Source organism: Acidovorax sp. LjRoot74, assembly GCF_964254355.1.
GTDB lineage: Bacteria > Pseudomonadota > Gammaproteobacteria > Burkholderiales > Burkholderiaceae_C > Acidovorax.
Window position 1 is genome coordinate 3,258,534 of sequence record NZ_CAXUTI020000001.1, and the last position, 22,154, is coordinate 3,280,687.

At 66.1% G+C, this 22,154-nt stretch carries 23 protein-coding genes; 12 read left to right on the forward strand and 11 right to left on the reverse strand.

The window, feature by feature from the left end:
* Positions 1-43 precede the first annotated feature (43 nt).
* The 11 genes from ACSQ3O_RS15190 to ACSQ3O_RS15240 form a co-directional block, all read right to left on the reverse strand.
* Positions 44-751, reverse strand: a complete 708-nt coding sequence (locus ACSQ3O_RS15190; protein WP_137748033.1) for an SDR family oxidoreductase — start codon at positions 749-751, stop codon at positions 44-46.
* A gap of 110 nt (positions 752-861) precedes the next feature.
* Entirely contained in the window at positions 862-1,863 is a 1,002-nt protein-coding gene (locus tag ACSQ3O_RS15195; protein WP_436139499.1) for an NADP-dependent oxidoreductase, read from the reverse strand.
* Between the two features lie 156 nt (positions 1,864-2,019).
* The gene (locus tag ACSQ3O_RS15200) at positions 2,020-2,628 is read right to left on the reverse strand and encodes a TetR/AcrR family transcriptional regulator (RefSeq protein ID WP_436139500.1); all 609 of its coding nucleotides are present in this window, start codon (positions 2,626-2,628) and stop codon (positions 2,020-2,022) included.
* Positions 2,629-2,846: 218 nt separating this feature from the next.
* Entirely contained in the window at positions 2,847-3,062 is a 216-nt protein-coding gene (locus ACSQ3O_RS15205; protein ID WP_015013774.1) for a TOBE domain-containing protein, read from the reverse strand.
* 193 nt (positions 3,063-3,255) lie between these two features.
* Complete coding sequence (locus tag ACSQ3O_RS15210) at positions 3,256-4,065, reverse strand: ATP-binding cassette domain-containing protein (protein ID WP_436139501.1); 810 nt, start codon at positions 4,063-4,065, stop codon at positions 3,256-3,258.
* 268 nt (positions 4,066-4,333) lie between these two features.
* Entirely contained in the window at positions 4,334-5,197 is an 864-nt protein-coding gene (gene ssuC, locus ACSQ3O_RS15215; RefSeq protein ID WP_436139502.1) for an aliphatic sulfonate ABC transporter permease SsuC, read from the reverse strand.
* Positions 5,198-5,234: 37 nt separating this feature from the next.
* Positions 5,235-6,413: an FMNH2-dependent alkanesulfonate monooxygenase gene (ssuD, locus tag ACSQ3O_RS15220; RefSeq protein WP_436139503.1), complete on the reverse strand. Its 1,179-nt coding sequence runs from the start codon at positions 6,411-6,413 to the stop codon at positions 5,235-5,237.
* Between the two features lie 47 nt (positions 6,414-6,460).
* Entirely contained in the window at positions 6,461-7,480 is a 1,020-nt protein-coding gene (locus ACSQ3O_RS15225) for a sulfonate ABC transporter substrate-binding protein (RefSeq protein ID WP_298457574.1), read from the reverse strand.
* Between the two features lie 33 nt (positions 7,481-7,513).
* The gene (locus tag ACSQ3O_RS15230) at positions 7,514-8,488 is read right to left on the reverse strand and encodes a sulfonate ABC transporter substrate-binding protein (RefSeq protein ID WP_436139504.1); all 975 of its coding nucleotides are present in this window, start codon (positions 8,486-8,488) and stop codon (positions 7,514-7,516) included.
* A gap of 166 nt (positions 8,489-8,654) precedes the next feature.
* Entirely contained in the window at positions 8,655-9,245 is a 591-nt protein-coding gene (gene ssuE / locus ACSQ3O_RS15235; RefSeq protein WP_436139505.1) for an NADPH-dependent FMN reductase, read from the reverse strand.
* 185 nt (positions 9,246-9,430) lie between these two features.
* Complete coding sequence (locus ACSQ3O_RS15240; protein WP_436139506.1) at positions 9,431-10,453, reverse strand: sulfate ABC transporter substrate-binding protein; 1,023 nt, start codon at positions 10,451-10,453, stop codon at positions 9,431-9,433.
* A gap of 159 nt (positions 10,454-10,612) precedes the next feature.
* Between ACSQ3O_RS15240 and ACSQ3O_RS15245 the strand changes: the two genes are divergently transcribed.
* The 12 genes from ACSQ3O_RS15245 to ACSQ3O_RS15300 all read left to right on the forward strand — a co-directional run bounded on the left by ACSQ3O_RS15245 (position 10,613) and on the right by ACSQ3O_RS15300 (position 22,152).
* The gene (locus tag ACSQ3O_RS15245; RefSeq protein WP_010461281.1) at positions 10,613-10,885 is read left to right on the forward strand and encodes an oxidative damage protection protein; all 273 of its coding nucleotides are present in this window, start codon (positions 10,613-10,615) and stop codon (positions 10,883-10,885) included.
* Between the two features lie 89 nt (positions 10,886-10,974).
* The gene (gene mnmC, locus ACSQ3O_RS15250) at positions 10,975-12,933 is read left to right on the forward strand and encodes an FAD-dependent 5-carboxymethylaminomethyl-2-thiouridine(34) oxidoreductase MnmC (RefSeq protein WP_436139507.1); all 1,959 of its coding nucleotides are present in this window, start codon (positions 10,975-10,977) and stop codon (positions 12,931-12,933) included.
* 131 nt (positions 12,934-13,064) lie between these two features.
* The gene (locus ACSQ3O_RS15255) at positions 13,065-13,868 is read left to right on the forward strand and encodes a sulfite exporter TauE/SafE family protein (RefSeq protein WP_137748044.1); all 804 of its coding nucleotides are present in this window, start codon (positions 13,065-13,067) and stop codon (positions 13,866-13,868) included.
* A 7-nt stretch (positions 13,869-13,875) separates the two neighbouring features.
* Positions 13,876-15,660, forward strand: a complete 1,785-nt coding sequence (locus ACSQ3O_RS15260) for a nitrite/sulfite reductase (RefSeq protein ID WP_436139508.1) — start codon at positions 13,876-13,878, stop codon at positions 15,658-15,660.
* A 48-nt stretch (positions 15,661-15,708) separates the two neighbouring features.
* Entirely contained in the window at positions 15,709-16,095 is a 387-nt protein-coding gene (locus ACSQ3O_RS15265; protein WP_436141133.1) for a DUF934 domain-containing protein, read from the forward strand.
* Positions 16,096-16,132: 37 nt separating this feature from the next.
* On the forward strand, positions 16,133-16,756 hold the full coding sequence (locus ACSQ3O_RS15270) for a phosphoadenosine phosphosulfate reductase domain-containing protein (RefSeq protein ID WP_436139509.1): 624 nt from the start codon (positions 16,133-16,135) through the stop codon (positions 16,754-16,756).
* A gap of 31 nt (positions 16,757-16,787) precedes the next feature.
* Positions 16,788-17,741 (forward strand): sulfate adenylyltransferase subunit CysD, encoded by a 954-nt coding sequence (gene cysD, locus ACSQ3O_RS15275; protein WP_436139510.1) that lies wholly within the window; start codon positions 16,788-16,790, stop codon positions 17,739-17,741.
* A 14-nt stretch (positions 17,742-17,755) separates the two neighbouring features.
* A complete protein-coding gene (locus ACSQ3O_RS15280) occupies positions 17,756-19,129 on the forward strand; it encodes a sulfate adenylyltransferase subunit 1 (protein WP_436139511.1) in 1,374 nt (457 codons plus the stop codon).
* Positions 19,130-19,243: 114 nt separating this feature from the next.
* The gene (fdxA, locus tag ACSQ3O_RS15285; protein WP_137748049.1) at positions 19,244-19,573 is read left to right on the forward strand and encodes a ferredoxin FdxA; all 330 of its coding nucleotides are present in this window, start codon (positions 19,244-19,246) and stop codon (positions 19,571-19,573) included.
* A gap of 127 nt (positions 19,574-19,700) precedes the next feature.
* A complete protein-coding gene (locus ACSQ3O_RS15290) occupies positions 19,701-20,768 on the forward strand; it encodes an NAD(P)/FAD-dependent oxidoreductase (RefSeq protein WP_436139512.1) in 1,068 nt (355 codons plus the stop codon).
* Positions 20,769-20,894: 126 nt separating this feature from the next.
* Positions 20,895-21,254 carry a nuclear transport factor 2 family protein gene (locus tag ACSQ3O_RS15295; protein ID WP_436139513.1) on the forward strand — a complete coding sequence of 120 codons (360 nt, stop codon included), beginning with the start codon at positions 20,895-20,897 and terminating at the stop codon, positions 21,252-21,254.
* 16 nt (positions 21,255-21,270) lie between these two features.
* A complete protein-coding gene (locus tag ACSQ3O_RS15300) occupies positions 21,271-22,152 on the forward strand; it encodes an AraC family transcriptional regulator (protein WP_298457538.1) in 882 nt (293 codons plus the stop codon).
* Positions 22,153-22,154 lie beyond the last annotated feature (2 nt).

The following is a 22,154-nucleotide window of genomic DNA, read 5'->3' on the forward strand; positions in this document are numbered from 1 at the left end:
CGGTCGTGCTCTGCCACCGCCCCCTTGCCCATGTGCTGCCTTTTCAGGCAGACTGTGGCAGGTAGCTGGGCCGCGTGGCCGTCATCGCGAGCTTGACGTGCTGCGTGAGTTCATCGGCCAGCACCTCGTCCGCACCTGCTTCCAGACCATCCAGCGCACGCCGCACGATCTGAACCGGGCTGGTCTTGGGTACATCGAAGCCGCGCGTGAGGTCGGTGTCCACATACGCCATGTGCAGCCCGAGGACCTGCGTTTTTTGCGCTGCCAGCTCGTGGCGCAGTGCATTGGTGAGCGACCAGGCGGCTGATTTGCTGGCCGAGTACGCCGCCAGCTCGCCGCCATTCACCCACGATGCCACCGACAGCACGTTGAGCAGCGCCCCGCCCCCGTTGGCCTGCAGCACAGGCGCAAAGGCCTTGCTGACGCGCAGCACGCCAAAGACATTGGTCTCAAAAATGCGGCGCATGACCTCCTCGCTGTCGGCCGCCATGAAGCCGCCAGGCTGGGCGATGCCCGCGTTGTTGATGACCAAGGTTACGTCGGATGCCAGCGCAGCAGCCGCCGCGACGTCTTCGGGGTTGTTGACGTCCAGACGCAAGGCCTGCGCGCCGGGTTGCGGGGCGATGGTGGATGGGTCACGCGCAGCGGCGTAGACCTTGCGCGCACCGCGTGCGAGCAGCTCGCGGACAAAAGCCAGGCCAATGCCGCGATTGGCACCGGTGACGAGGACAACAGCGTTTTCGATCTTCATGGGAATCTCCAGGGGTGGGTTGGGAATGGACAGTGAGGTGCGGGTCAAACGTGTCGGGGATCAATGCGCAGCGAGCAATCGGTGGGTGCGGGTAACCGCCAGCGAACAGCTCAGCGCACCTTGACCACGACCTTGCCCTTGGCGCGGCCGGTGTCCACGTAAGCGATGGCTTCGTTGGTGGCGTCAAAGGCAAACACCTTGTCAATCACCGGGCGGATGGCCCCGGCGTCGATCAGGCGTGTGATCTCTTGCAGCTGGCTGCCCTGTGCCCGCATGAACAAGAACCCGTAGCCAACGCCCAGCGCCTGAGCGCGGCGCCGGGTGCCTGCGCTCAACAGGCGGAACACCAACCGCAAAAAGCCGGGGGCGCGAATGGTTTCCCCAAATGTGGGGTCTGGCGGGCCCGAGACAGAGACGAGCTGGCCGCCGCGCTGGAGCACGCGCAGGGACTTGGCCAGCGCCTTGCTGTCCTGGCTGTGCAGCACCATGTCGTAGTCGCGCAGCACCGCTTCAAAGTCCTGCTGGCGGTAGTCGATGACCACATCGGCGCCCAGGCTTTGGACCAGTGCGGCATTGCCTGCGCTGGCGGTGGTGGCCACGGTGGCACCCAGGTGCTTGGCCAGCTGGATGGCGATGCTGCCCAGCCCGCCCGAGCCCGCCTGGATGAAGACCTTCTGCCCTTTTTTCACCTGGGCCTTCTCGACCAGGGCCTGCCAGGCCGTCAGGGCCACCAGGGGGATAGACGCCGCCTCTTCCATGGTCAGGCTGCGGGGCTTGAGGGCCAGCGAAGACTCCTTGACGGCGATGAGTTCCGCAAAGGTGCCAATGTGAAAGTCGTCCGCCCGGGCATAGACCTCGTCGCCGGGCTGGAACTGCCGCACGCGCGGCCCCACACGCACCACCACGCCCGCCACGTCGTGCCCCAGGATGAGCGGCATCTTGTAGGGCAGGATGAGCTTGAACTCCCCGTCCCGGATCTTGGCGTCGAGCGGATTGACGCCCGCTGCATGCACCTCCACCAGCACCTCGTCGTCGCGCAAAGAGGGCGCAGGAACGTCGGCGGGCCTGAGCGCGCCCTTCTTGGCGTAACGATCCAGAACAAACGCTTTCATGGGGCTTCCTTTGCGGCGGGAGCCTGAAGAGGCCCCCCATGGTTAGAAGGGCTGGATTCGATAATTCGCATGACAAACATCATATAAAATGCAAAAAAATGCGTGCCATCGCACGAAGATCACAATCAAGAACAGCGCCTGGTGAGTGGTTTTGCGTCAGGCCGCTTCCGCAGGCAACAGGTGCTTGAGCGCGGCCTCGCGCAGGCTGTCGGACAGCGCAGCATCGTCCACCGCCCGGGCAAGCACCAGGGCGCCCACCATGGTGGACAGGGTGACGAGCGCCTGCTCATGGATCTCTGGCTGGCCCCACTGCGGCGACTGGCGCGCAATCAGGTCCACCATTTCCTTGATGTGCCGGGTGGAGACCCGACGCACTTCGGGCGACTGGCGCGAGGTTTCAGAGCCCAGCGCAGCCAAGGGGCAACCGGTTTCCACGCTTTCGACATGCTGGCGCGAGAGATAGGCCTTGAGCACGGTGGCCATCGCCTGCGAGGCGGGCTCCCCCGCCACGGCGCCGGCCACAGTGGCCACAGACTGGGCACAGGCCTGCATGGCTGCTTCGGCCAGCATGGCCTCGCGCGATTCGAAGTGCGCATAGAAGCCGCCATGCGTGAGGCCCGCCTCCTTCATGATGTCTGCCACCCCGGTGCCGTGGTAGCCGTTGCGACGGATCGCCCGCGCGGCCACCGACACGATGCGCTCGTGGGTCGCTTCCTTGGCGGCGGCTCGGGCACTGGGTTGTTTATTTCGCATGACACATATCATACGTTTTATCAGACACACCTGCAAGCGGGCCATCTTGCAGGTGCTCCCTGCCAGCCCCGAGCCTGGTCAGCACCAAAAACTCAGGCCTTGTAACAAGGCCTGAGAGGTGAAGTGCGCGGTACGAGCCGCTTTGGCTTGCTGCGAAATTTGCTACGCTTTCAATAGCATCCTGCGCCCATCCACAGCGCGCAGGCTGCCTGTTCGGCCCAAAAATCGGATCACAGCTTGGCGATCGACACCTCGGTGGACTTGACCAGCGCCACCACATCGGAGCCGACGACCAGGCCCAGGTCGTCCACCGAGCGGGTGGTGATGACGGAGGTGACGATGCCCCAGGGGGTTTCGACATCGACCTCGGAGACGACATCGCCGCGAATGATCTCGCGCACTTTGCCCTTGAACTGGTTGCGAACGTTGATGGCTTGGATGGACATGGGGTTCTCCTAAAAAGTCCGTTGACGAAAACAATGAGGAATTCCGGATCACTCAGCGTTGAACGCTGCGCTCGGAACTGGCGCGCTCCAGGCCAGTGCCACCGTGGAACTGGCTTTGCCAGGCCACCGGTGGCGTTCCCCTCCCGAAGGAGAGGGGGAAGGCGCGAAGCGACTCAGGGGGTGCTTCTTTCATTCACACCGCCCAGCGCAGCCCGTGCGCAGGCACGCCGGGCCACTTGGGTTCGGGGGTGGCCTCCACATCGGGCTTTTGCAGCACGCGGTCGAGGATGCGTTTTTCAAGCTGCGCAAAAGCCGCCTCGCCGTGCACACGCGGGCGTGGCAGGTCGATGCGCTGGTCCAGCGCGATCTGGCCGTCTTCGATCAGGATCACGCGGTCGGCCAGGGCCACGGCCTCCTGCACGTCGTGGGTGACCAGCAATGCGGTAAAGCCTGACTGGCGCCACAGGCCTTCGATGAGGCGGTGCATCTCGATGCGGGTAAGCGCATCGAGCGCGCCCAGGGGTTCGTCCAGCAGCAAGAGGCGTGGGTTGTGCACCAGCGCACGCGCCAGGGCCACACGCTGGCGCTGGCCGCCCGACAGGCGCGCGGGCCACTCGCCCAGGCGGTCACCCAGGCCGACGCGGGCCAGCACATCCGCCGCCGCGTTGCGGCGTTCGCGCGGCAACCCGAGGGCCACGTTGTCTGCCACGCGCTTCCAGGGCAACAGACGCGAGTCCTGGAACATGATGCGGGTGCCGCTACTCAGGCCGTCCACAGGGTCACCGTCGATGCGGATGTCGCCGCCGGAGACGGATTCGAGCCCCGCCACCAGGCGCAGCAGAGTGCTTTTGCCGCAGCCGCTGCGGCCCACGATGGCGACGAACTCGCCGGGCTCGATGACCAGTTCGGTCTTCTGGAGCACATCGCGCGTGCCGTAGCGTTTGTCCACGCCGCGCACTTCCAGGCGCACGCCTTGGGGTTGTGAGGATGAATTACTGTTCAAAATGGCCTCCTGCGCTTTACCATAAAACGCTAGCAGCTATAAAAATGTGAGCATTTGAGAAACAACTTTCCTGGAGGGCGCGGCCATGCGAGGGACGCAGAGCAAGGGCCGCCCCGCAGCGAGTGCGTTGTCCCCCTGCCCGCATCGCGCAGCGATGCGAGAGCGGGGGCTGAGGACTGCGGCTCCAAGCCTGCCTGCGCAGGGTTGGACAGTCCGAAGAGCTCCCGCCTCTGGCGGCTGCACCGAGCGGTCGCGCCTCAGGGGGGCGTCATGTCTGATAACCGGGATGCCAGCGCAGCCAGTAGCGCTCCAGCCCCTTGGCAAACACGTCGGCCAGCTTGCCCAGCAAGGCGTAGAGCAAGATGCCCACCAGCACGATGTCGGTCTGCAGGAACTCGCGTGCGTTCATCGTGAGGTAGCCAATGCCCGCCTGCGCAGAGATCGTCTCGGCCACGATCAGGATCACCCACATCAGTCCCAGCGAGAACCGCAGCCCCACCAGGATGCTGGAGAGCGCGCCGGGCAGGATGATCTGCTGGTACAGCTGCCAGCGGCTGAGGCCGTAGGTGCGGCCCATCTCGATCAGCCCCGGGTCCACATTGCGGATGCCGTGGAAGGTGTTGAGGTAGATCGGGAAGAACACCGACACGCTGATGAGGAACAGCTTGGCCGACTCGTCAATGCCAAACCACAGGATCACGAGCGGAATGAGCGCCAGTGCGGGGATGTTGCGCACCATCTGGATGGTGGAGTCGAGCAGCGTCTCGAACAGCTTGATGGAGCCCGTGAGCAGGCCCAGCAGCAGCCCCAGGCCGCCGCCAATTGCCAGACCGGCCAGCGCACGGCCCGCGCTGACCTTGACGTGGGTCCACAGCTCGCCCGAGGCGGCCAGGGTCCACGCAGCTTTGACGACCTCCAGCGGCGCAGGCAACACGCGGGTGGACAGCCAGCCTTGCGACGAGGCGATCTGCCACAGCACGATGAGGCCCACGGGCACGGCCCAGGGCAACAGGCGCTGCGCCACGCTGGCGAAGAAACGGGCGAATGGCGTGGGCAGCAAAGGCCCTTCGATGGGCAGGTCCACCGCGTCGGCCAGCGGGGATACCTGCAGTTCTCTGATGGTCTGTGTCATGGGACAGGTTCCGTTGGGGGTTCTGGTTCGGGCCGGGTCAGCTTTGCGACGCACGTGGCACAAAGTCGTTGGCCACGGTTTCGCCAAACGGGCCCAGCGGGTTGCCAAACAAGGGGTTGCCGCTGGCGAGCTGGTTGCGCAATGGCAAGGGCAGCAGCGGGAACACCAGCTCGGCAAAGCGATACGCCTCGTCCAGGTGCGGGTAGCCCGAGAGCACAAACGTGTCCAGCCCCAAGGCAGCGTATTCCTCGATGCGTGCGGCCACGGTCTGCGGGTCGCCCACCAACGCCGTCCCCGCGCCGCCGCGCACCAGGCCCACGCCCGCCCACAGGTTGGGGCTGATCTCCAGGTCCTTGCGGCTGCGCTTGGCGCCACCGGCGTGCAGCGCAGCCATGCGGCGCTGACCTTCGGAATCCATGCGCGCAAACACGGCCTGGGCGCGCACCACGGTGTCGTCGTCCACATGGCTGATGAGTTCTTCGGCAGCGGCCCAGGCCTGCTCATCAGTCTCACGCACGATGACGTGCAGGCGGATGCCGAAGTTGACGGTGCGGCCATGCTGGGCTGCGCGGGCACGCACGTCGGCCACCTTCTTGGCCACCTCGGCGGGCGGTTCGCCCCAGGTCAGGTAGGTTTCGACCTGCTCGGCCGCCAGGTCGTGCGCGGCGGGCGACGAGCCGCCAAAGTACACCGGCGGGTGCGGCTGCTGCAGCGGCGGAAAGAGCAGCTTGGCGCCCTTCACCGACAGGTGCTGGCCTTCAAAGTCCAGGCTTTCGCCCCGGTGGCTGCGCGCCAGAATTTCGCGCCAGATGCGGATGAACTCGGCCGACTGTTCGTAGCGCGTGGCGTGGTCCAGAAACACGCCGTCGCCCTCCAGCTCGGCCTGGTCGCCGCCCGTCACCAGGTTGATGAGCAGGCGCCCGCCCGAGAGCCGGTCGAATGTGGCCGCCATGCGTGCCGCCAGCGCAGGCTGGTGCAGGCCGGGACGCACCGCCACCAGAAACTTGAGGTTGCGCGTGACGGGCAGCAGGCTGGACGCCACCACCCACGGGTCTTCGCAAGAGCGGCCGGTGGGGATGAGCACACCTTCGTAGCCCAGGCTGTCGGCGGCCACCGCCACCTGCTTGAGGTAGTCGTGGTTGAGCTGGCGCGCGCCGTTGGAAGTGCCCAGGTAGCGGCTGTCGCCATGGGTGGGGATGAACCAGAAAATTTTCATGGATGCCTCGGGGTAGGTATTCGATGGACTCAGCGAGCGCATGCGGCTCAGGGCCTGGCGCTGGCAGCCGCCAGCTGCGCTGCCGCAGGCCGCCACACGATGTCGGCCACGTTCACGGGTTTGGGGATCAGGCCGAGCTTGAAAAACGCATCGGCCACGCGCTGCTGGTCGGCCACGGTGGCGGGCGAAAGCAGGCCCACGGGCGACGAGGGTCGGCGCTGGATGAACAGGCTCACCACACCCGCGTCCAGGCCGCTGAAGTCGGCAATCAGCTTGATCGCGTCCTTGCGCGCCTCTTGCGCCAGGCGGTCGGCGCGGCTGAGTTCTTCAAACAGCACACGCAGCACTTGCGGGTGGGCTTGCACAAACGGGCGGGCCGCCAGGTAGAACGAGTTGTTGCTGCTGGCCAGGTCGCGGCCCGTGGCCAGCACGCGGGGCTGGATGGCGAGTTCGGTGGCGGCGTAAAACGGGTCCCAGATGGCCCAGGCATCCACGCTCTTGCGCTCGAACGCGGCGCGGGCATCGGCCGGGGCCAGGTACACGGGCTGGATATCAGCCCACTGCAGGCCCGCGCGCTCCACGGCACGCACCAGCAGGTAGTGGGCGCTGCTGCCCTTTTGCACGGCGATGCGTCGGCCCTTGAGGTCGGCCAGGGTGCGCAGGGGCGAGTCCTTGAGCACCAGCAGGGCCGAGCTGTCGGGCTTGGGCGGCTCGGCCCCCACGTAGAGCAGGTCTTTGCCTGCGGCCTGCGCAAACACGGGCGGCGAGTCGCCAGTCAGGCCAAATTCGAGGCTGCCGACCGACAGCGCTTCAAGCAGTTGCGGCCCGGCCGGGAACTCCAGCCAGCTCACGCGGGTGCCGGGGAAGCGCTTTTCCAGCACGCCCTGCTGCTTGAGGATGACGAGGTTGACGGCGGACTTCTGGTAGCCGATGCGCAGCTGCTCAGGGCCTGGCACAGCCGGGCTTTGTGCGTGGGCGTAGCGGCTGGCCAGCACCCAGTTAAAGGCGGTGACACCCAGCAGTTGCAGCGCGCGGCGGCGCTCGTTGCTCAGGGGAAGGTGGGCCATGGTGACTCCTTTCAGTGCGGTGCTGCCAGGCCCTCAAAGGTCCACCGGCGCGGCGTGCAGCAGGTTGAGCTTTTTGGGGATGAGCTTGAGGTCGAAGAAGGTGTCGGCAATCGCCTGCTGCTCGGCCAGGATCTCGCGCGTGACGGGCGCGGTGCCGAAACGGGCGCGGTTCAGGTACAGCTCGGTGATGGACTTGTCGAGGCCCAGCACGGCCGACAGCTCGGCAGCGGCGGCATCCTTGTTTTTGGACGCCCAGGTGTCGATGGCGTTGACCTCTTCGATCGCGATGCGCAGCACATCGGCGTTCTTGGTGGCGAATTCGCGCGAGGTGAAGTAGTAGGCGCGGTTGTTGACCACGCCCGTGGCGTCGGCCAGCAGGCGGGCGTCCAGCGTCTTTTGCGCGGCGGCGAGGAACGGGTCCCAGATGATCCAGGCATCGACCGCGCCGCGCTCAAAGGCAGCCCGCGCGTCGGCCGGGGCCAGGAAGACGGACTGCACGTCGCCGTACTTCAGGCCGTGTTTCTCCAGCAGCTTGACCAAAAAATACTGCACGTTGGAGCCCTTGTTGTAGGCCACGCGCTTGCCCTTGAGGTCGGCCACGCTGCGGATCGGCGAGTCCTTGGGCACGATCACCGCCTCCAGTGCGGGGCGCGGCACCGTGGCACCGGCGTACACCAGCGGCGCACCCGCAGCCTGGGCAAAGATGGGCGGGGCCTCGCCCACGTCGCCAAAGTCGATGGAGCCGACGTTGAGCGCTTCAAGCTGCACGGGGCCGGCGTTGAATTCGGTCCAGGTCACCTTCACGCCCAATGGGGCCAGGCGCTTTTCGAGCGTGCCACGGCCCTTCAGGATGGAGAGCCAGCCCTTTTGGTGGCCCACGCGCAGCACGCGGGGGGCGCCAGGGGCCTGGGCCCAGGAGGCAGACGGGATCGCCGCAGCGGCAGCGGTGGCAGCACTGGCGGCCAGCAGGTGGCGGCGTTGCAGGGAAAAGCGGTTCAGTTCATTCATGGTGCGGGTTCCAGCAGCAAATCGGGTGGGAGGAGCACCGTGCGGGCTGGCAGCAGGCGGCACACCGCCCTGCCCGCGCACCCGGCGCAGCAAAAGTCAAAAATGGAAGTGAAGGGGAAGGAAGGTGGCGCTGGCACTGCGGGCCTGCCGCAGCGCCGGGCCCGCGTCAGACGCTACATCGCACCTGCGAGAACGGCACCGGCGCAAACCGGGTGGCCTGGGCGGGCGACGGGCGCAGGGTTTCGGTCACCAGCACGTTCACCGCGTCGTCCAGCCGGGCGGCGATGTCGGCCTGCACGTGGTAGGTGCCCTCGGGCGTGAGCGTGACCTGGGCGTCGGTGGCGTAGATGCCGGGCAGGATGCTTTTGGCGCCGAGCGACTGCAGCACGGGGCGCAGCGCGTAGTCGAGCGCCAGCATGTGGTGCGGGCTGCCGCCCGTGGCCAGGGGCAGCACGACCTTGCCCTTGAGGGCGGTTTGCGGCAACAAATCCAGAAACACCTTGAGCACGCCGCTGTAGGCCGCCTTGTAGACGGGCGTGGCCACCACCAGCACGCTGGCGTCGGCCACCTGGTCGATGGCATGCACCACCGTGGGGTGCCCAAAGTCGGCCAGCAGCAGCGCCTGGGGCGAAAGGTCGCGGATGTGGATGCGGTCCACCAGCGCACCGCGCACCGAGAGGCGCTGGGCTACGGCGTCGAGCAAGGCGGCGGATCGGGAGCGCTCCGAAGGGCTGCCGGCGATGAGCAAGGCGGACATGGTGTGGATTCCTTGAATACTACTGTTTTGATAGCTATCAGCGCTTGATGGACGCGCGCAGAAGGCTGTTTTTTCTTATAAAAAGGACGTGCAGCGCCCCACCCGGCCCACAGGGGCTGGGTTTCTTTCATGAAGACTGGGGGCTGCCCTGCCGCGCACAGAGGCGGGCGGGCTTGCTGGCTTACTTACTTGCGGGTGTAGATCTGGTCGAAGCTCGCGTTGTCGGCAAAGTGATCCTTGGCCGCCTTGTCCCAGCCACCAAACGCGTCGTTGATGGTGAACAGGTTCAGCTTGGGGAACTGCTTGGCGTACTTGGCCTTGGCCTTGTCGGACACGGCGGGGCGGTAGAAGTGTTTGCCCGCAATGTCCTGGCCTTCTTCGGTGTAGAGGTACTGCAGGTAGGCCTCGGCCACAGCGCGGGTGCCCTTCTTGTCCACGTTCTTGTCCACCACCGAGACGGCAGGCTCGGCCAGGATGGAGATCGAGGGGGCGATCACGTCGAACTTGGTGCCGAACTCTTTCTCCAGCAGGTAGGCCTCGTTCTCCCACGCGATCAGCACGTCGCCCTGGTTGCGCTGCGCAAAGGTGATGGTGGAGCCCCGCGCGCCGGTGTCCAGCACAGGCACGTTGCCGTACAGCTTGGCCACGAAGTCCTTGGCCTTGGCATCGCCGCCGTACTTGCGCTTGGCGAATTCCCACGCGGCCAGGTAGTTCCAGCGCGCGCCGCCCGAGGTCTTGGGGTTGGGCGTGATCACTTTCACATCCGGGCGGACCAAGTCATCCCAGTCCTTGATGCCCTTGGGGTTGCCCTGGCGCACCACCAGCACGATGGTCGAGGTGTAGGGCGAGCTGTTGTGCGGCAGGCGCTTTTGCCAGTCTTTGGGGATCCAGCCGCCGTTGGTGTGCAGCGCATCGGTATCACCCGCCAGAGCTAGCGTGGCCACGTCGGCATCCAGCCCGTCGATGATGGAGCGGGCCTGTTTGCCCGAGCCACCGTGGCTTTGCTTGATGGTCACGTCCTGGCCGGTCTTGGCCTTCCAGTGCTTGGCAAAGGCCTGGTTGAAGTCCACATACAGCTCGCGCGTCGGGTCGTACGACACATTGAGCAGCGTCACAGACTGTGCAAACGACGGCAATGCCGTCAGGGCCAAACTGCCCACCAGGGCGGCGGCGAAGGGAAACTTGATAAAGTCGCGGCGAAAGTTCATGGAAGGGCCTCTTTTAAGAATGTGTTGCGGTGCAAAACACCGATGGAACGCATTCTGGGAGGCCCTCTTCAAAACTGGAACTACTGAGATTTCAGTTCTTAATATCCAAATCATCTGAGCGAAGCCTTTTTTCGCTCGCCCCCACTACAAGGAATTACCATGGCACGCACTGTTCAATGCATCAAGCTCGGCAAGGAAGCCGAAGGCCTCGACTTTCCGCCCTACCCTGGCGAGCTGGGCAAACGCATCTGGGAAAGCGTGAGCAAGGAAGCCTGGGCGGGCTGGCTCAAGCACCAGACCATGCTGGTCAATGAAAACCGCCTGAACCTGGCCGATGCCCGTGCCCGCCAGTACTTGGCGCGCCAGATGGAGAACCACTTCTTTGGCGGCGGCGCGGATGCCGCAGCGGGCTACGTCCCGCCCAGCGCATGACGCAGCGCAACGCACCCCGGAGCGGTTCGCGGTAAAAACCGCCTTCCCTTTCCAACAGGCCGGCGCCACGCCGGCCTTTTGCCGTTCCCATGACTGAACCCATCGAGTGGCTGCCGGACGGCACCCCCTACAGCCCCCGCTTCGGCGACCGCTACCACAGTGAAAACGGAGGCCTCACCCAGGCCAGCCGCGTGTTTCTGCACGGCTGTGGCCTGCCCGAGGCCTGGGCCGGGCAGCCGCAGTGGCGCATTCTGGAAACCGGTTTTGGCTTTGGCCTGAACTTTCTGGTGACCTGGGCCGCCTGGCGGGCCGACCCAGAGCGCCCCACGCTGCTGCACTTCGTATCGACCGAGGCCTGGCCCGTGAGCGCGGCCGACCTGCTGCGCGCCACCTCGGTCCACCCCGACCTGGCCCCGCTGGCCGAAGCACTGCACCAGCAATGGTGGGGCTTGCTGCCGGGCGTGCACCGCCTGCGTTTTGACGGGGGCCGCGTGTTGCTCACCCTGTATGTGGGCGACACCCAGGCCATGCTGCGCCAGCAGAGCCTGACCGTGGACTCCATCTACCTCGATGGCTTCAGCCCCCAGCGCAACCCCGACAGCTGGGACCTGCACACCCTGAAGGCCGTGGCGCGCTGTTGCCGGCGCGGCACCCAGCTGGCTACCTGGACCATCGCCCGCGCTGTGCGTGATGCGCTGGCGCAATGTGGCTTTGAAGTGAACCGCGTGCCCGGCGTGCCACCCAAGCGCGACAACCTGCATGCCACCTTCAACCCGCGCTGGGAGCCGCGCACCTCACGCCAAGCAGAGGCGGCACCGGCACCCTCCCCGCCCGGCCCCTGCATCGTGATCGGTGGCGGCATTGCGGGCGCAGCCGCCGCTGCCAGCCTGGCCCGGCGCGGCTGGCAAGTCACGGTGCTGGACCAGGCACCCGAGCCTGCATCAGGCGCCTCGGCGCTGCCTGCCGGGGTGTTCGCCCCCCATGTGTCGCCCGACGACAGCGTGCTGTCGCGCCTGTCACGCAGCGGTATCCGCACTACGCTGGAGCAGGCCCGCTGGCTGCTGAACGAGGGGCTGGACTGGGCGCATTGCGGCGTGCTGGAGCACCGCACCGATGGCACGCCCGGCCTGTCGCCCGATTGGACCCAAGGGCCGGGCGCCGCCTGGAGCGAACCTGCGCCATCTGCGGCCCTGGCCGCTGCCCAGTTGCCGCCTGACGCGACCGCCTGCTGGCACCACCAGGCGGGCTGGGTGCGCCCGGCGCGCCTGGCCAAAGCCTTGCTGGGTCAGCCTGGCATTCAATGGCGGGGGAATTGCGCAGTGGCCCAGTTGCGGCGTGCAGAGGCACCCGCCACTGCGCACAGCCCCGCCACCACCTGGCAGGCACTCGATGCCCAAGGCCAGGTGCTGGCCGAGGCGCCCACCGTGGTCATTGCCGCAGGTGCGGGCAGCCTGGCCCTGCTGAACCACCGCTGGCCGCTGCAGCCGGTGCGCGGGCAGGTGTCGTGGGGCGTGCATACCGATCCGGCAACGCCGCTGCGGCCATTGATTCCGTTTCCGGCCAACGGCAACGGCAACCTGGTGCCCCGCTTCCCGCTGGGCAATCAAGCCGATGGCGACCAAGGCTGGGTGATGGGTTCCACCTTTGAGCGCGATGTGCGGGCCCTGCCGCCCAGCGATGCCGAAATCCACGCTGCCCACGCCACCAACTGGGCCAAGCTGCAGGGCCTGCTGCCCGACATCGCTCCGCAGTTGGAGCCCTTGTTCGCCCAGACGCTGAGCGCCCCGGCGCCCTTGTCCGCCCCCGGCGAGCCCCCCGCCTTGCGCACCTGGGCTGCCGTGCGCTGCACCGCACCCGACCGCCTGCCCATCGTGGGCCCCGTGGATGCAGCCCAGCTGCCGGGCCTGTGGGCCAGCACGGCCATGGGTGCACGCGGGCTCACGCTGGCACTTTTGTGCGGCGAGCTGCTGGCCGCCCGCCTGCAGAGCGAGCCGCTGCCGCTGGATGCGCGGCTGGCGAAGGCGCTGGGCACCGAGCGCCTGCAGTAACTCCAGCGCGGCAGGCGGCCCCAGCAGCCACCCTGCCAACCCGCGCCAATGCTTGCTTATAAACAAATGGACATATTGGCAGAGCAAAACAATAGTTTGCATCCATAAGAAGCCCCTCTACATTCGCCGCCATGCATGAATTGGCGTTTGTTTTTGCGGGCTTTGCCGTCGGGCTCATCGTGGGCCTGACGGGTGTGGGCGGCGGCTCGCTCATGACGCCGATCCTGATCTTCTTCTTTGGCGTGAAGCCCCATATGGCCGTGGGCACCGACCTGCTGTTTGCGGCCTTCACCAAGATGGGCGGCACCGTGAGCCTCGCCCGCCAGCGCCTGGTGCCCTGGAAAGTGGTGGGCCAGCTGTGTGCAGGCAGCATTCCGGCCGCGCTGCTCGCGCTGTGGGCGCTCAAGGTGATGGGCCCGGCCAGCGGCGCTGCGCAAGCCATCATGACGACCACGCTGGGCTTTGCCCTGCTGCTCACCGCAGCGGCCACGCTTTACAAGGTGATTGCCTTTTCCGCCCAGCGCCAGGCAGCCGAAGCGGCCGCCCGCAAAACCCAGACCGGCGACCCCACCCGCCCCCGCCACTGGAGCCTGCCCGTGCTGCTGGGCGCCGTGATTGGCACGCTGGTCACCTTCACCTCGGTGGGCGCAGGCGCCATCGGTGTCACGGTGCTGCTGCTGGTCTACCCCTTGCTGCCGCTGCCGCGCATCATCGGCGCCGACATTGCCTATGCCGTGCCCTTGACCCTGGTGGCGGGCCTGGGCCATGCCTCACTGGGCTCGGTGGACTGGCCTTTGCTTGCACAATTGCTGGCTGGCTCGCTGCCGGGCATCTGGCTGGGTTCGCGCCTGGTCACCCGCACACCCGAGCGCCTGATTCGCTCCGCCTTGTCCATTCTGCTGGCCTGGGCAGGCTTCAAACTGATTCTGATCTGAGTCCCCTATGTACCAATACACCGCCTTCGACACCCAGTTCGTCAAGCAACGCGCCGCGCAGTTCCGTGACCAGCTCACGCGCTGGCAGACCGGCAAGCTGAGCGAGGACGACTTCCGCCCCCTGCGCCTGCAAAACGGCTGGTATGTGCAGCGCTACGCGCCCATGCTGCGCGTGGCCGTGCCCTATGGCGAGATCGCCAGCCGCCAGCTGCGCGTGCTGGCGCAGATTGCCCGCGAATACGACGAGCCCGAAGCGGCAGTCTTCAAGGCCGCCATGGAAGGCCAGGGCAAGCTGGGCACCACCTTTTTGCCCAAGAACTGCGCCCACTTCACCACCCGCACCAATGTGCAGTTCAACTGGATTCCGCTGTCCAAAAGCGCCGACGTGATGGACCTGCTGGCCAGCGTTCAGCTCCACGGCATCCAGACCAGCGGCAACTGCATCCGCAACACCACCACCGATGCCCTGGCAGGCATCGCGGTGGATGAGATCGTGGACCCGCGCCCCTATGCGGAGCTGATCCGCCAGTGGTCCACGCTGCACCCCGAGTTCGCGTTTTTGCCCCGCAAGTTCAAGATCGCCATCACCGGCGCCAAGGACGACCGCGCTGCCACCGGCTGGCACGACGTGGGCCTGCACCTGGTCAAGAACGATGCGGGTGAGATCGGCTTCAAGGTGTTTGTGGGCGGTGGCATGGGCCGCACGCCGGTGATTGGCACTGTGATCCGCGAGTTCCTGCCCTGGAACCAGATCATGAATTACATCGAGGCCATCGTGCGCGTGTACAACGAGCACGGCCGCCGCGACAACAAGTACAAGGCCCGCATCAAGATTCTGGTGAAGTCCGAAGGCCAGCAGTACATCGACGATGTGGAAGCCGAATACGGCCAGATTCTGGAGATTGACGGTGGCCCCCACACCATCCCGCAGGCCGAATTTAACCGCGTGGCCGCCTGCTTTGTGGCACCGAAGTTGGCTGACATTGCCGACGTGGCGCCAGAGGCCCTGCAAGCCCAGTTGGACGCCCAGGCCGCAGAACACGTGATGTTTGGCCGCTGGCTGCAGCGCAATGTGCACGCGCACCAGAACCCCCAATTGCGTGCCGTGACGCTGTCGTTCAAGCGCCCTGGCCAGTCGCCCGGCGATGCCACCAGCGACCAGCTCATCGCCCTGGCCGACCTCGTGGACAAATACTCCGCTGGCGAAGCCCGCGTGACGCACGACCAGAACGTGCTGCTGCCCTGGGTGCACGCCAGCCGCCTGTTCGACCTGTGGCAAGAGGCCAAGGCCCTGGGCCTGGCCAGCGCCAACGTGCAGTTGCTCACCGACATGATCGCCTGCCCCGGCGGCGACTTCTGCGCACTGGCCAACGCCCGCTCGCTGCCGATTGCCGAGGCCATCACCCAGCGTTACCAGGACCTGGACGAGCTGGACGACATCGGCGAGATCGACCTGCACATCAGCGGCTGCATCAACAGCTGCGGCCACCACCACAGCGGCCACATCGGCATCCTGGGCGTGGACAAGGATGGCAAGGAGTGGTACCAGGTCACGCTGGGCGGCTCCGATGGCTCCGACCTGTCGGGCGCTGCCGTGGCGGGCAAGGTGATAGGCCCGTCGTTCTCGGCGGCCGAAGTGCCGGACGTGATCGAGGCGGTGCTCAGCACCTACCGCGACCTGCGCGAAAGCGGCGAAACCTTCCAGGCGGCCGTGCGCCGCACGGGCCTGGACCCGTTCAAGGAAGCCGCAAAGCTTGCCCGCCACAAAGAACCAGAAACCGCCGCTGCCTGAGCTGGCACCCGATAGACCAGCCCACAGCCCAGCCCCACAGACAAGATGTTGAAACTACTCGCCGCCCAAGACCACCAGCCGCCTGCAGAGGGCGATGCCCGCACGGTGGCCCTGCCCAACGATGCCGACGCTATGGCCCTGCCACTGGAAGGCGTGGCCCGTGTGGACCTGCATTTCCCCAGCTTCACCGATGGCCGCGCGTTCAGCCAGGCGTTTTTGCTGCGCCGCCGCCGCGGCTTTGCCGGCGAGATCCGCGCCACGGGTGACGTGCTGATCGACCAGCTGGTGCAGATGCAGCGCACGGGCTTCAGCAGCGCCGTGCTGCGCGAGGGCGTGGACCCCGCCGATGCCCAGCGCCAGTTTGAAATGTTCCCTGGCTTCTACCAGGGCGACGCCGTCAACCCCCAGCCGCTGTTTGCCGGCAAGGCCGCCTGAACGGCAGCCCGGCCCCCGCCTTCCTGAGCCCCACACCATGAGCCAATTCGATCTCGCACGCATCAACGCCGAACTCGGCCGCAACGCAGAAGGCCTCGTCGCCTGGGCGCTGGGCCTGGGCCAGCGCCCCATCGTCACCACCAACTTCCGCCCCTTCGAGGCGGTGATCCTGCACATGGTCACGCAGGTCAACCCCGATGTGCCCGTGGTCTGGATGGACAACGGCTACAACACCGAAGCCACCTACCGCTTTGCCGACGAAGTGACGAAGCAACTGGGCCTGAAGCTGCAGATCTATCTGCCCCGCCGCTCGCGCGCGCACCGCGAAGCCGTGGAAGGCCTCACACCCGCGCTGGACGACCCACGCCACGCCGCCTTCACCGAAGAAGTCAAGCTGGAGCCCTTCACCCGCGCCCTGCGCGAGACCGCGCCCCAGGTGTGGTTCACCGCCCTGCGCGCCACTGACACCGCCGTGCGCGCCCAGATGGACCCGGTGAGCATCAACCCCGACGGCCTCATCAAGGTGGCGCCGCTGCTGCACTGGTCGTCCAAGGACCTGCACGAGTACTGCGTGAAGCACGGCCTGCCCAACAACTTCGACTACGTGGACCCGACCAAGGGCGAAGACAACCGCGAGTGCGGCCTGCATATTGCGCACTGAGCACCCAGCTCCGCCCAACCCGCATCCGACCATGAACGCCCGCACCGATGCTGCGCTGCTGCAGAACGACAACAACATGAGCTACCACCTGAACAACTCGCACCTGGACGCGCTGGAAGAAGAAACCATCTTCATCCTGCGCGAAGTCGCCGCCGCCTTCGAGCGCCCCACCCTGCTGTTCTCGGGCGGCAAGGATTCGCTGGTGATGCTCAAGTGCGCTGAAAAAGCCTTTGGCGCGGGCCGTATCCCCTACCCGCTGCTCATGATCGACACGGGCCACAACTTCCCGGAGGTGACGGACTTCCGTGACTTCCGCGCGAAGGAACTGGGTGCCGAGCTGATCGTGCGAAGCGTGGAGGACTCGATGGCACGCGGCACCGTGCGCCTGTCGCACCCTGGCGAGAGCCGCAACGTGCACCAGTCGGTCACGCTGCTCGAAGCGATCGAGGAATTCCGCTTTGATGCGCTGATTGGCGGCGCCCGCCGCGACGAAGAAAAGGCCCGCGCCAAGGAACGCATCTTCAGCCACCGCGACAGCTTCGGCCAATGGCAGCCCAAGGCCCAGCGCCCCGAGCTGTGGACTCTGTTCAACACCCGCCTGCAGCCGAACGAGCACTTCCGCGTGTTCCCCATCAGCAACTGGACCGAGCTGGACGTGTGGCAATACATCGACCGCGAGAACATCGCGCTGCCCAGCATCTACTACACGCACAAGCGCCAGGTGGTGGACAAGAAGGGCCTCTTGATGCCCGTGACCGAACTGACCCCGCCGCGCGAAGGCGACGTGGTGGAAACGCGCGACGTGCGCTTCCGCACCGTGGGCGACATCACCTGCACCGCACCGGTGGAGAGCACCGCCGCCACCCCCGCCGAGATCGTTATCGAGACCCTGGCCGCCGACGTGAGCGAGCGCGGTGCCACGCGCATGGACGACAAGACTTCCGACGCTTCGATGGAGAAGCGCAAAAAAGACGGCTATTTCTGAGACAGGTATTTCTGATGACCACTATCAATTCAATAGCTGCCAACGCTTACCAGGCAGGCGACAAGGCCCAAAACGACCATGTTTCCGCCCTCAAGTTCATCACCTGCGGCAGCGTGGATGACGGCAAGAGCACGCTGATCGGCCGCCTGCTGGTGGACAGCAAGGCCGTACTGCAGGACCACCTGGCCGGCGTGCAGCGCCAGGGCGAGACCGACCTGGCCCTGCTGACCGACGGCCTCAGCGCCGAGCGCGAGCAAGGCATCACCATCGACGTGGCCTACCGCTACTTCGCCACCGAAGAGCGCAAGTTCATCATCGGCGACGCGCCCGGCCACGAGCAGTACACCCGCAACATGGTCACGGCCGCCAGCAGCGCCGATGCCGCTGTGGTGCTGGTCGATGCGACCAAGCTCGACTGGAAGAACGCCAACCTCGCCCTGCTGCCGCAGACCCGCCGCCACTCGCTGCTGGCCCACCTGCTGCGCGTGCATTCGCTGGTGTTTGCCGTGAACAAGCTCGACGCGGTGGAAGACCCCGCGCTCGCCTGGAAGCACATCCAGGGCGCGCTGCAGTCCTTCGCGCAGGCCGCTGGCATCACCGTGCGCGCCACGGTGCCCGTGTCCGCCCTCAAGGGCTGGAACGTGGTTGATGCCCACGCAGGCTGGTGCGGCTACGAAGGCCCCACGCTGCTGCAGGTGCTCGAAGTGCTGCCCAACACACCCGCCGACACGGCGCTGGCCCCTGCCTTCCCGGTGCAGTGGGTCGAGAAGTTCTCGTCGTCGTCCGACACCAGCCAGGGCCGCCGCGTGTTCTGGGGCCGCGTGGCCGCAGGCAGTTTTACGCCCGGCACCGCTGTGCAGGTCTTCCCCAGCGGCCAGCTGGCCACCGTGGCCCAGGTGCTGGACCATGCCCGCCGCCCCACCGATGTGCCCGCAGGCACCAGCGCAGGCATCATCCTCGACCGCGAGGTGGACGTGTCGCGCGGCGACTGGATCCTGGCAGCGCCCACGGCAGCCGCCGCGCCTGCTGCCGACGACGACTTTGGCGACACACCCGCCGCCACCCCGGCCTGGCCCGCTAGCCGCGAGCTGCAAACCACCATCGCCTGGATGGACGACGAGCCCCTGGTCGCTGGCCGCGTGTACTGGGCGCTGCACGGCCACCGCTGGGTCAAGGCCAAGGTCAAGGCCGTGGTGCACAAACTCAACATCAACACGCTGGCCGAAGAAAACGCCACGCAGCTCGACCCCAACGCCATTGGCCATGTCCAGCTCGTGCTGCAAGAGGCCATCCCGGCCGCCGCGTTTGGCACCGCCCGCGTGCTGGGCTCGCTGATCCTGGTGGACACCGCCAGCCACAAGACCGCTGGCGCCGTGCTGGTCAACTGATCCAAATCAGCACCCCAACCCCCAGTCACCCCATCAGGGTGAGGGACCCTGTAACCAAAGGTCGGTGAAAGCTTTTAAAATCGAGGGTTTTCACCGACCCACACAACTCCTGTCATGACCCACGTCGTCTCCGAAAACTGCATCAAGTGCAAGTACACCGATTGTGTGGACGTGTGCCCCGTGGACTGCTTCCGCGAAGGCCCGAACATGCTCGTCATCGATCCTGACGAATGCATCGACTGCGCCGTCTGCATCCCCGAGTGCCCGGCCAACGCCATCTTTGCCGAAGAAGACCTGCCGGCAGACCAGATCGCCTTCATCAAGCTCAACGCTGACCTGGCCTTTGCCGACGGTTGGAAGAGCATCACCAAGCGCAAGCCCGCACTGCCCGACGCCGACGAGTGGAACGGTAAGCCCGGCAAGGTCAACGACCTGATCAAGTGACCCCCCTGAGTCGCTTCGCGCCATCCCCCAAGGGGGACGCCACCCGTGGCCTGGCAAAGCCAGTTCCACGGTGGCACTGGCTTGGGGCCGCGCCAGTATCGGTCGCCGCGCGCATGGTGGCACCGGCATGATTCAAGAAACCGACGCCGTCGTCATCGGCGCAGGCCCCGTGGGCCTGTTCCAAGTCTTCCAGTTGGGCCTGCAAGGCATCACCGCCTCTGTCATCGACGCCCTGCCCCATACGGGCGGCCAGTGCGTAGAGCTGTATGGCGACAAACCCATCTACGACATTCCGGGCATCCCGGTCTGCACAGGGCGCGAGCTGGCGGATCTTTTGCTGCGGCAGATCGCGCCGTTCAAGACCCAGTGGCACCTGAACACGCTGGTATCGGCCCTCATGGTGCAGCCTGACGGGCGCCTGTTGGTCGAAACACCCCAAGGCGCGCAACTTCTGGCCCGCAGCGTGTTCATTGCTGCAGGCGTGGGCGCCTTTGTGCCGCGTACGCTCAAGGTGGACGGCATCGAGCGGTTTGCAGGCACCCAGCTGCACTACCAGAACCTCCCCGCCAGCCTGGATGTGAGCGGCCTCCATGTGGTCGTGCACGGCGGGGACGAGCCCGCTGTGGCCCGCGCCGTGGAGCTGGCCGAGCAAGGCCAGGCCGCCCGCGTGAGCCTGCTGCACCGCCGCGATGTGTTCCAGGCGCCTGACGCGTTGCTGCAGCGCCTGCAGCAATTGCGTGAGGCAGGCCGCATCCACGTCGAGGCTGCGCAGATCACCGGCATCGAAGCCACTGGCAACCAGCTCACCGCGCTTCAAGTGGTGGACGCCGATGGCAGCACCCGCGCCCTGGCGTTGGACGTGCTGGTGGCCGTACTGGGCATCTCGCCCCGCCTCGGTCCCATTGCCGACTGGGGCATCGCCATGGACCGCAAACAGCTGGTGGTGGACACCGAAGCCTTCCGCACCAGCGTGCCGGGCATCTACGCCGTGGGCGACATCAACACCTACCCCGGGAAGCGCAAGCTCATCCTGTGCGGCTTCCACGAAGCCACGCTGGCCGCCTTTGGCGCGGCCGAGGCGCTCAAGGGCGACAAGGTGGCGTTGCAATACACCACCACCAGCCCACGCCTGCACCAGTTGCTGGGGGTGTCGCCAGTGCCTGCATCTGCCCCAGCCCCTTCCGTCGGCGCATAGTCCTGGTGCGTCAGGACAGCGCTACGTCAAGGCAGCACGGCGCGCCCACAAATAAGCACAAAATGTCCAAAAGGCGCGCAGGCGCCCGGCACGATGGCGTCTCCATCCACCCACCAGGAGCGCACCATGAGCCAACAGCCCCTTCAATCCATCTGGGACACCTACACCGCGTCGTGGAAGACCAACTCGGCTGCAGACAGGGAGACCCTGTTTTCCCAGTCCCTCGACCCGGACTGCACCTACAACGACCCGCTGGCCACCGCCCAGGGCTGGAGCCAGCTCACCGCCTACATGGACGACTTCCACCGCCAGGTGCCGGGCGGCCATTTTGTGACCCACTACTTCGCCAGCCACAACCAGCAAAGCATTGCCAAATGGAACATGCTGGATGGCAGCGGGCAGGTGATCGGGGAAGGCGTGAGCTATGGTCGGTACAACGACCAGAACCGGCTGGTTGCCATGACCGGCTTTTTTGACACCCCTTGAACGGACGGATGCCACCGTGCTCTATCTCCGGCAAATCCAAGAGGGCATCGACTTCATCGAAGCCCATCTCGAATCCGACATCCAGCTCAGCGAGGTGGCACGGGCGGCGGGGATGAGCCAGTGGCACTTCCAGCGCATCTTCAAGGCCCTGACCAACGAGACCCTCAAGACCTACATCCGGTCACGGCGGTTCTCCCGGGCGCTGGAGCAGCTGACCAGCACGCGGCTCCCCGTGCTCGACATTGCGCTGGCGTCAGGGTACGAGACACAGGAGAGCTTTACGCGCGCGTTCCGCGATTGTTTTCGGATCACGCCGTCGCAGTACCGCAAGATGGGCAACCGCTCGCTGTTCGTGCGCAAGATCCGGTTCGATACAAGCTACATCGCACACCTGCACCACAACATCTCCCTGGTGCCCGACATCCAGGAGCAGCCTGCCATGCAGCTGGTCGGGCTGCCCACGGACTACTACGGCATCGACTCCGAAAAGAACAACCTGGGCCAGAAACTGCCGCCCCTGTGGGCACAGTTTCTGCCCCGGTTGGGCGAGATTGAACACACGGTGGCCGGTGTCTGCTATGGCGCCGTGGCACCGGCGGGGCCCCACACGGAAGAGCTGCGCTACCTGGCGTGCATCGAAGTGCATGACCTTGGCACGCTGCCGCAGGGCATGGTGGCGATGGAAATCCCCGCATCCACCTACGCACGCTTCACCCACCGGGGCCCGGCACAGAATGTCGATGCAACGGTGAACTACATCTATTCGAGCTGGCTGCTATCGGCCGACCATGCGCACACCCTCGGGCCGGATCTGGAAATCTACGGTGCGCAGTACCACCCGACCTCCGGCGACTCGGTGATGCACTACGCAATCCCCATCGGCCATCCCGCGCCCTGAGC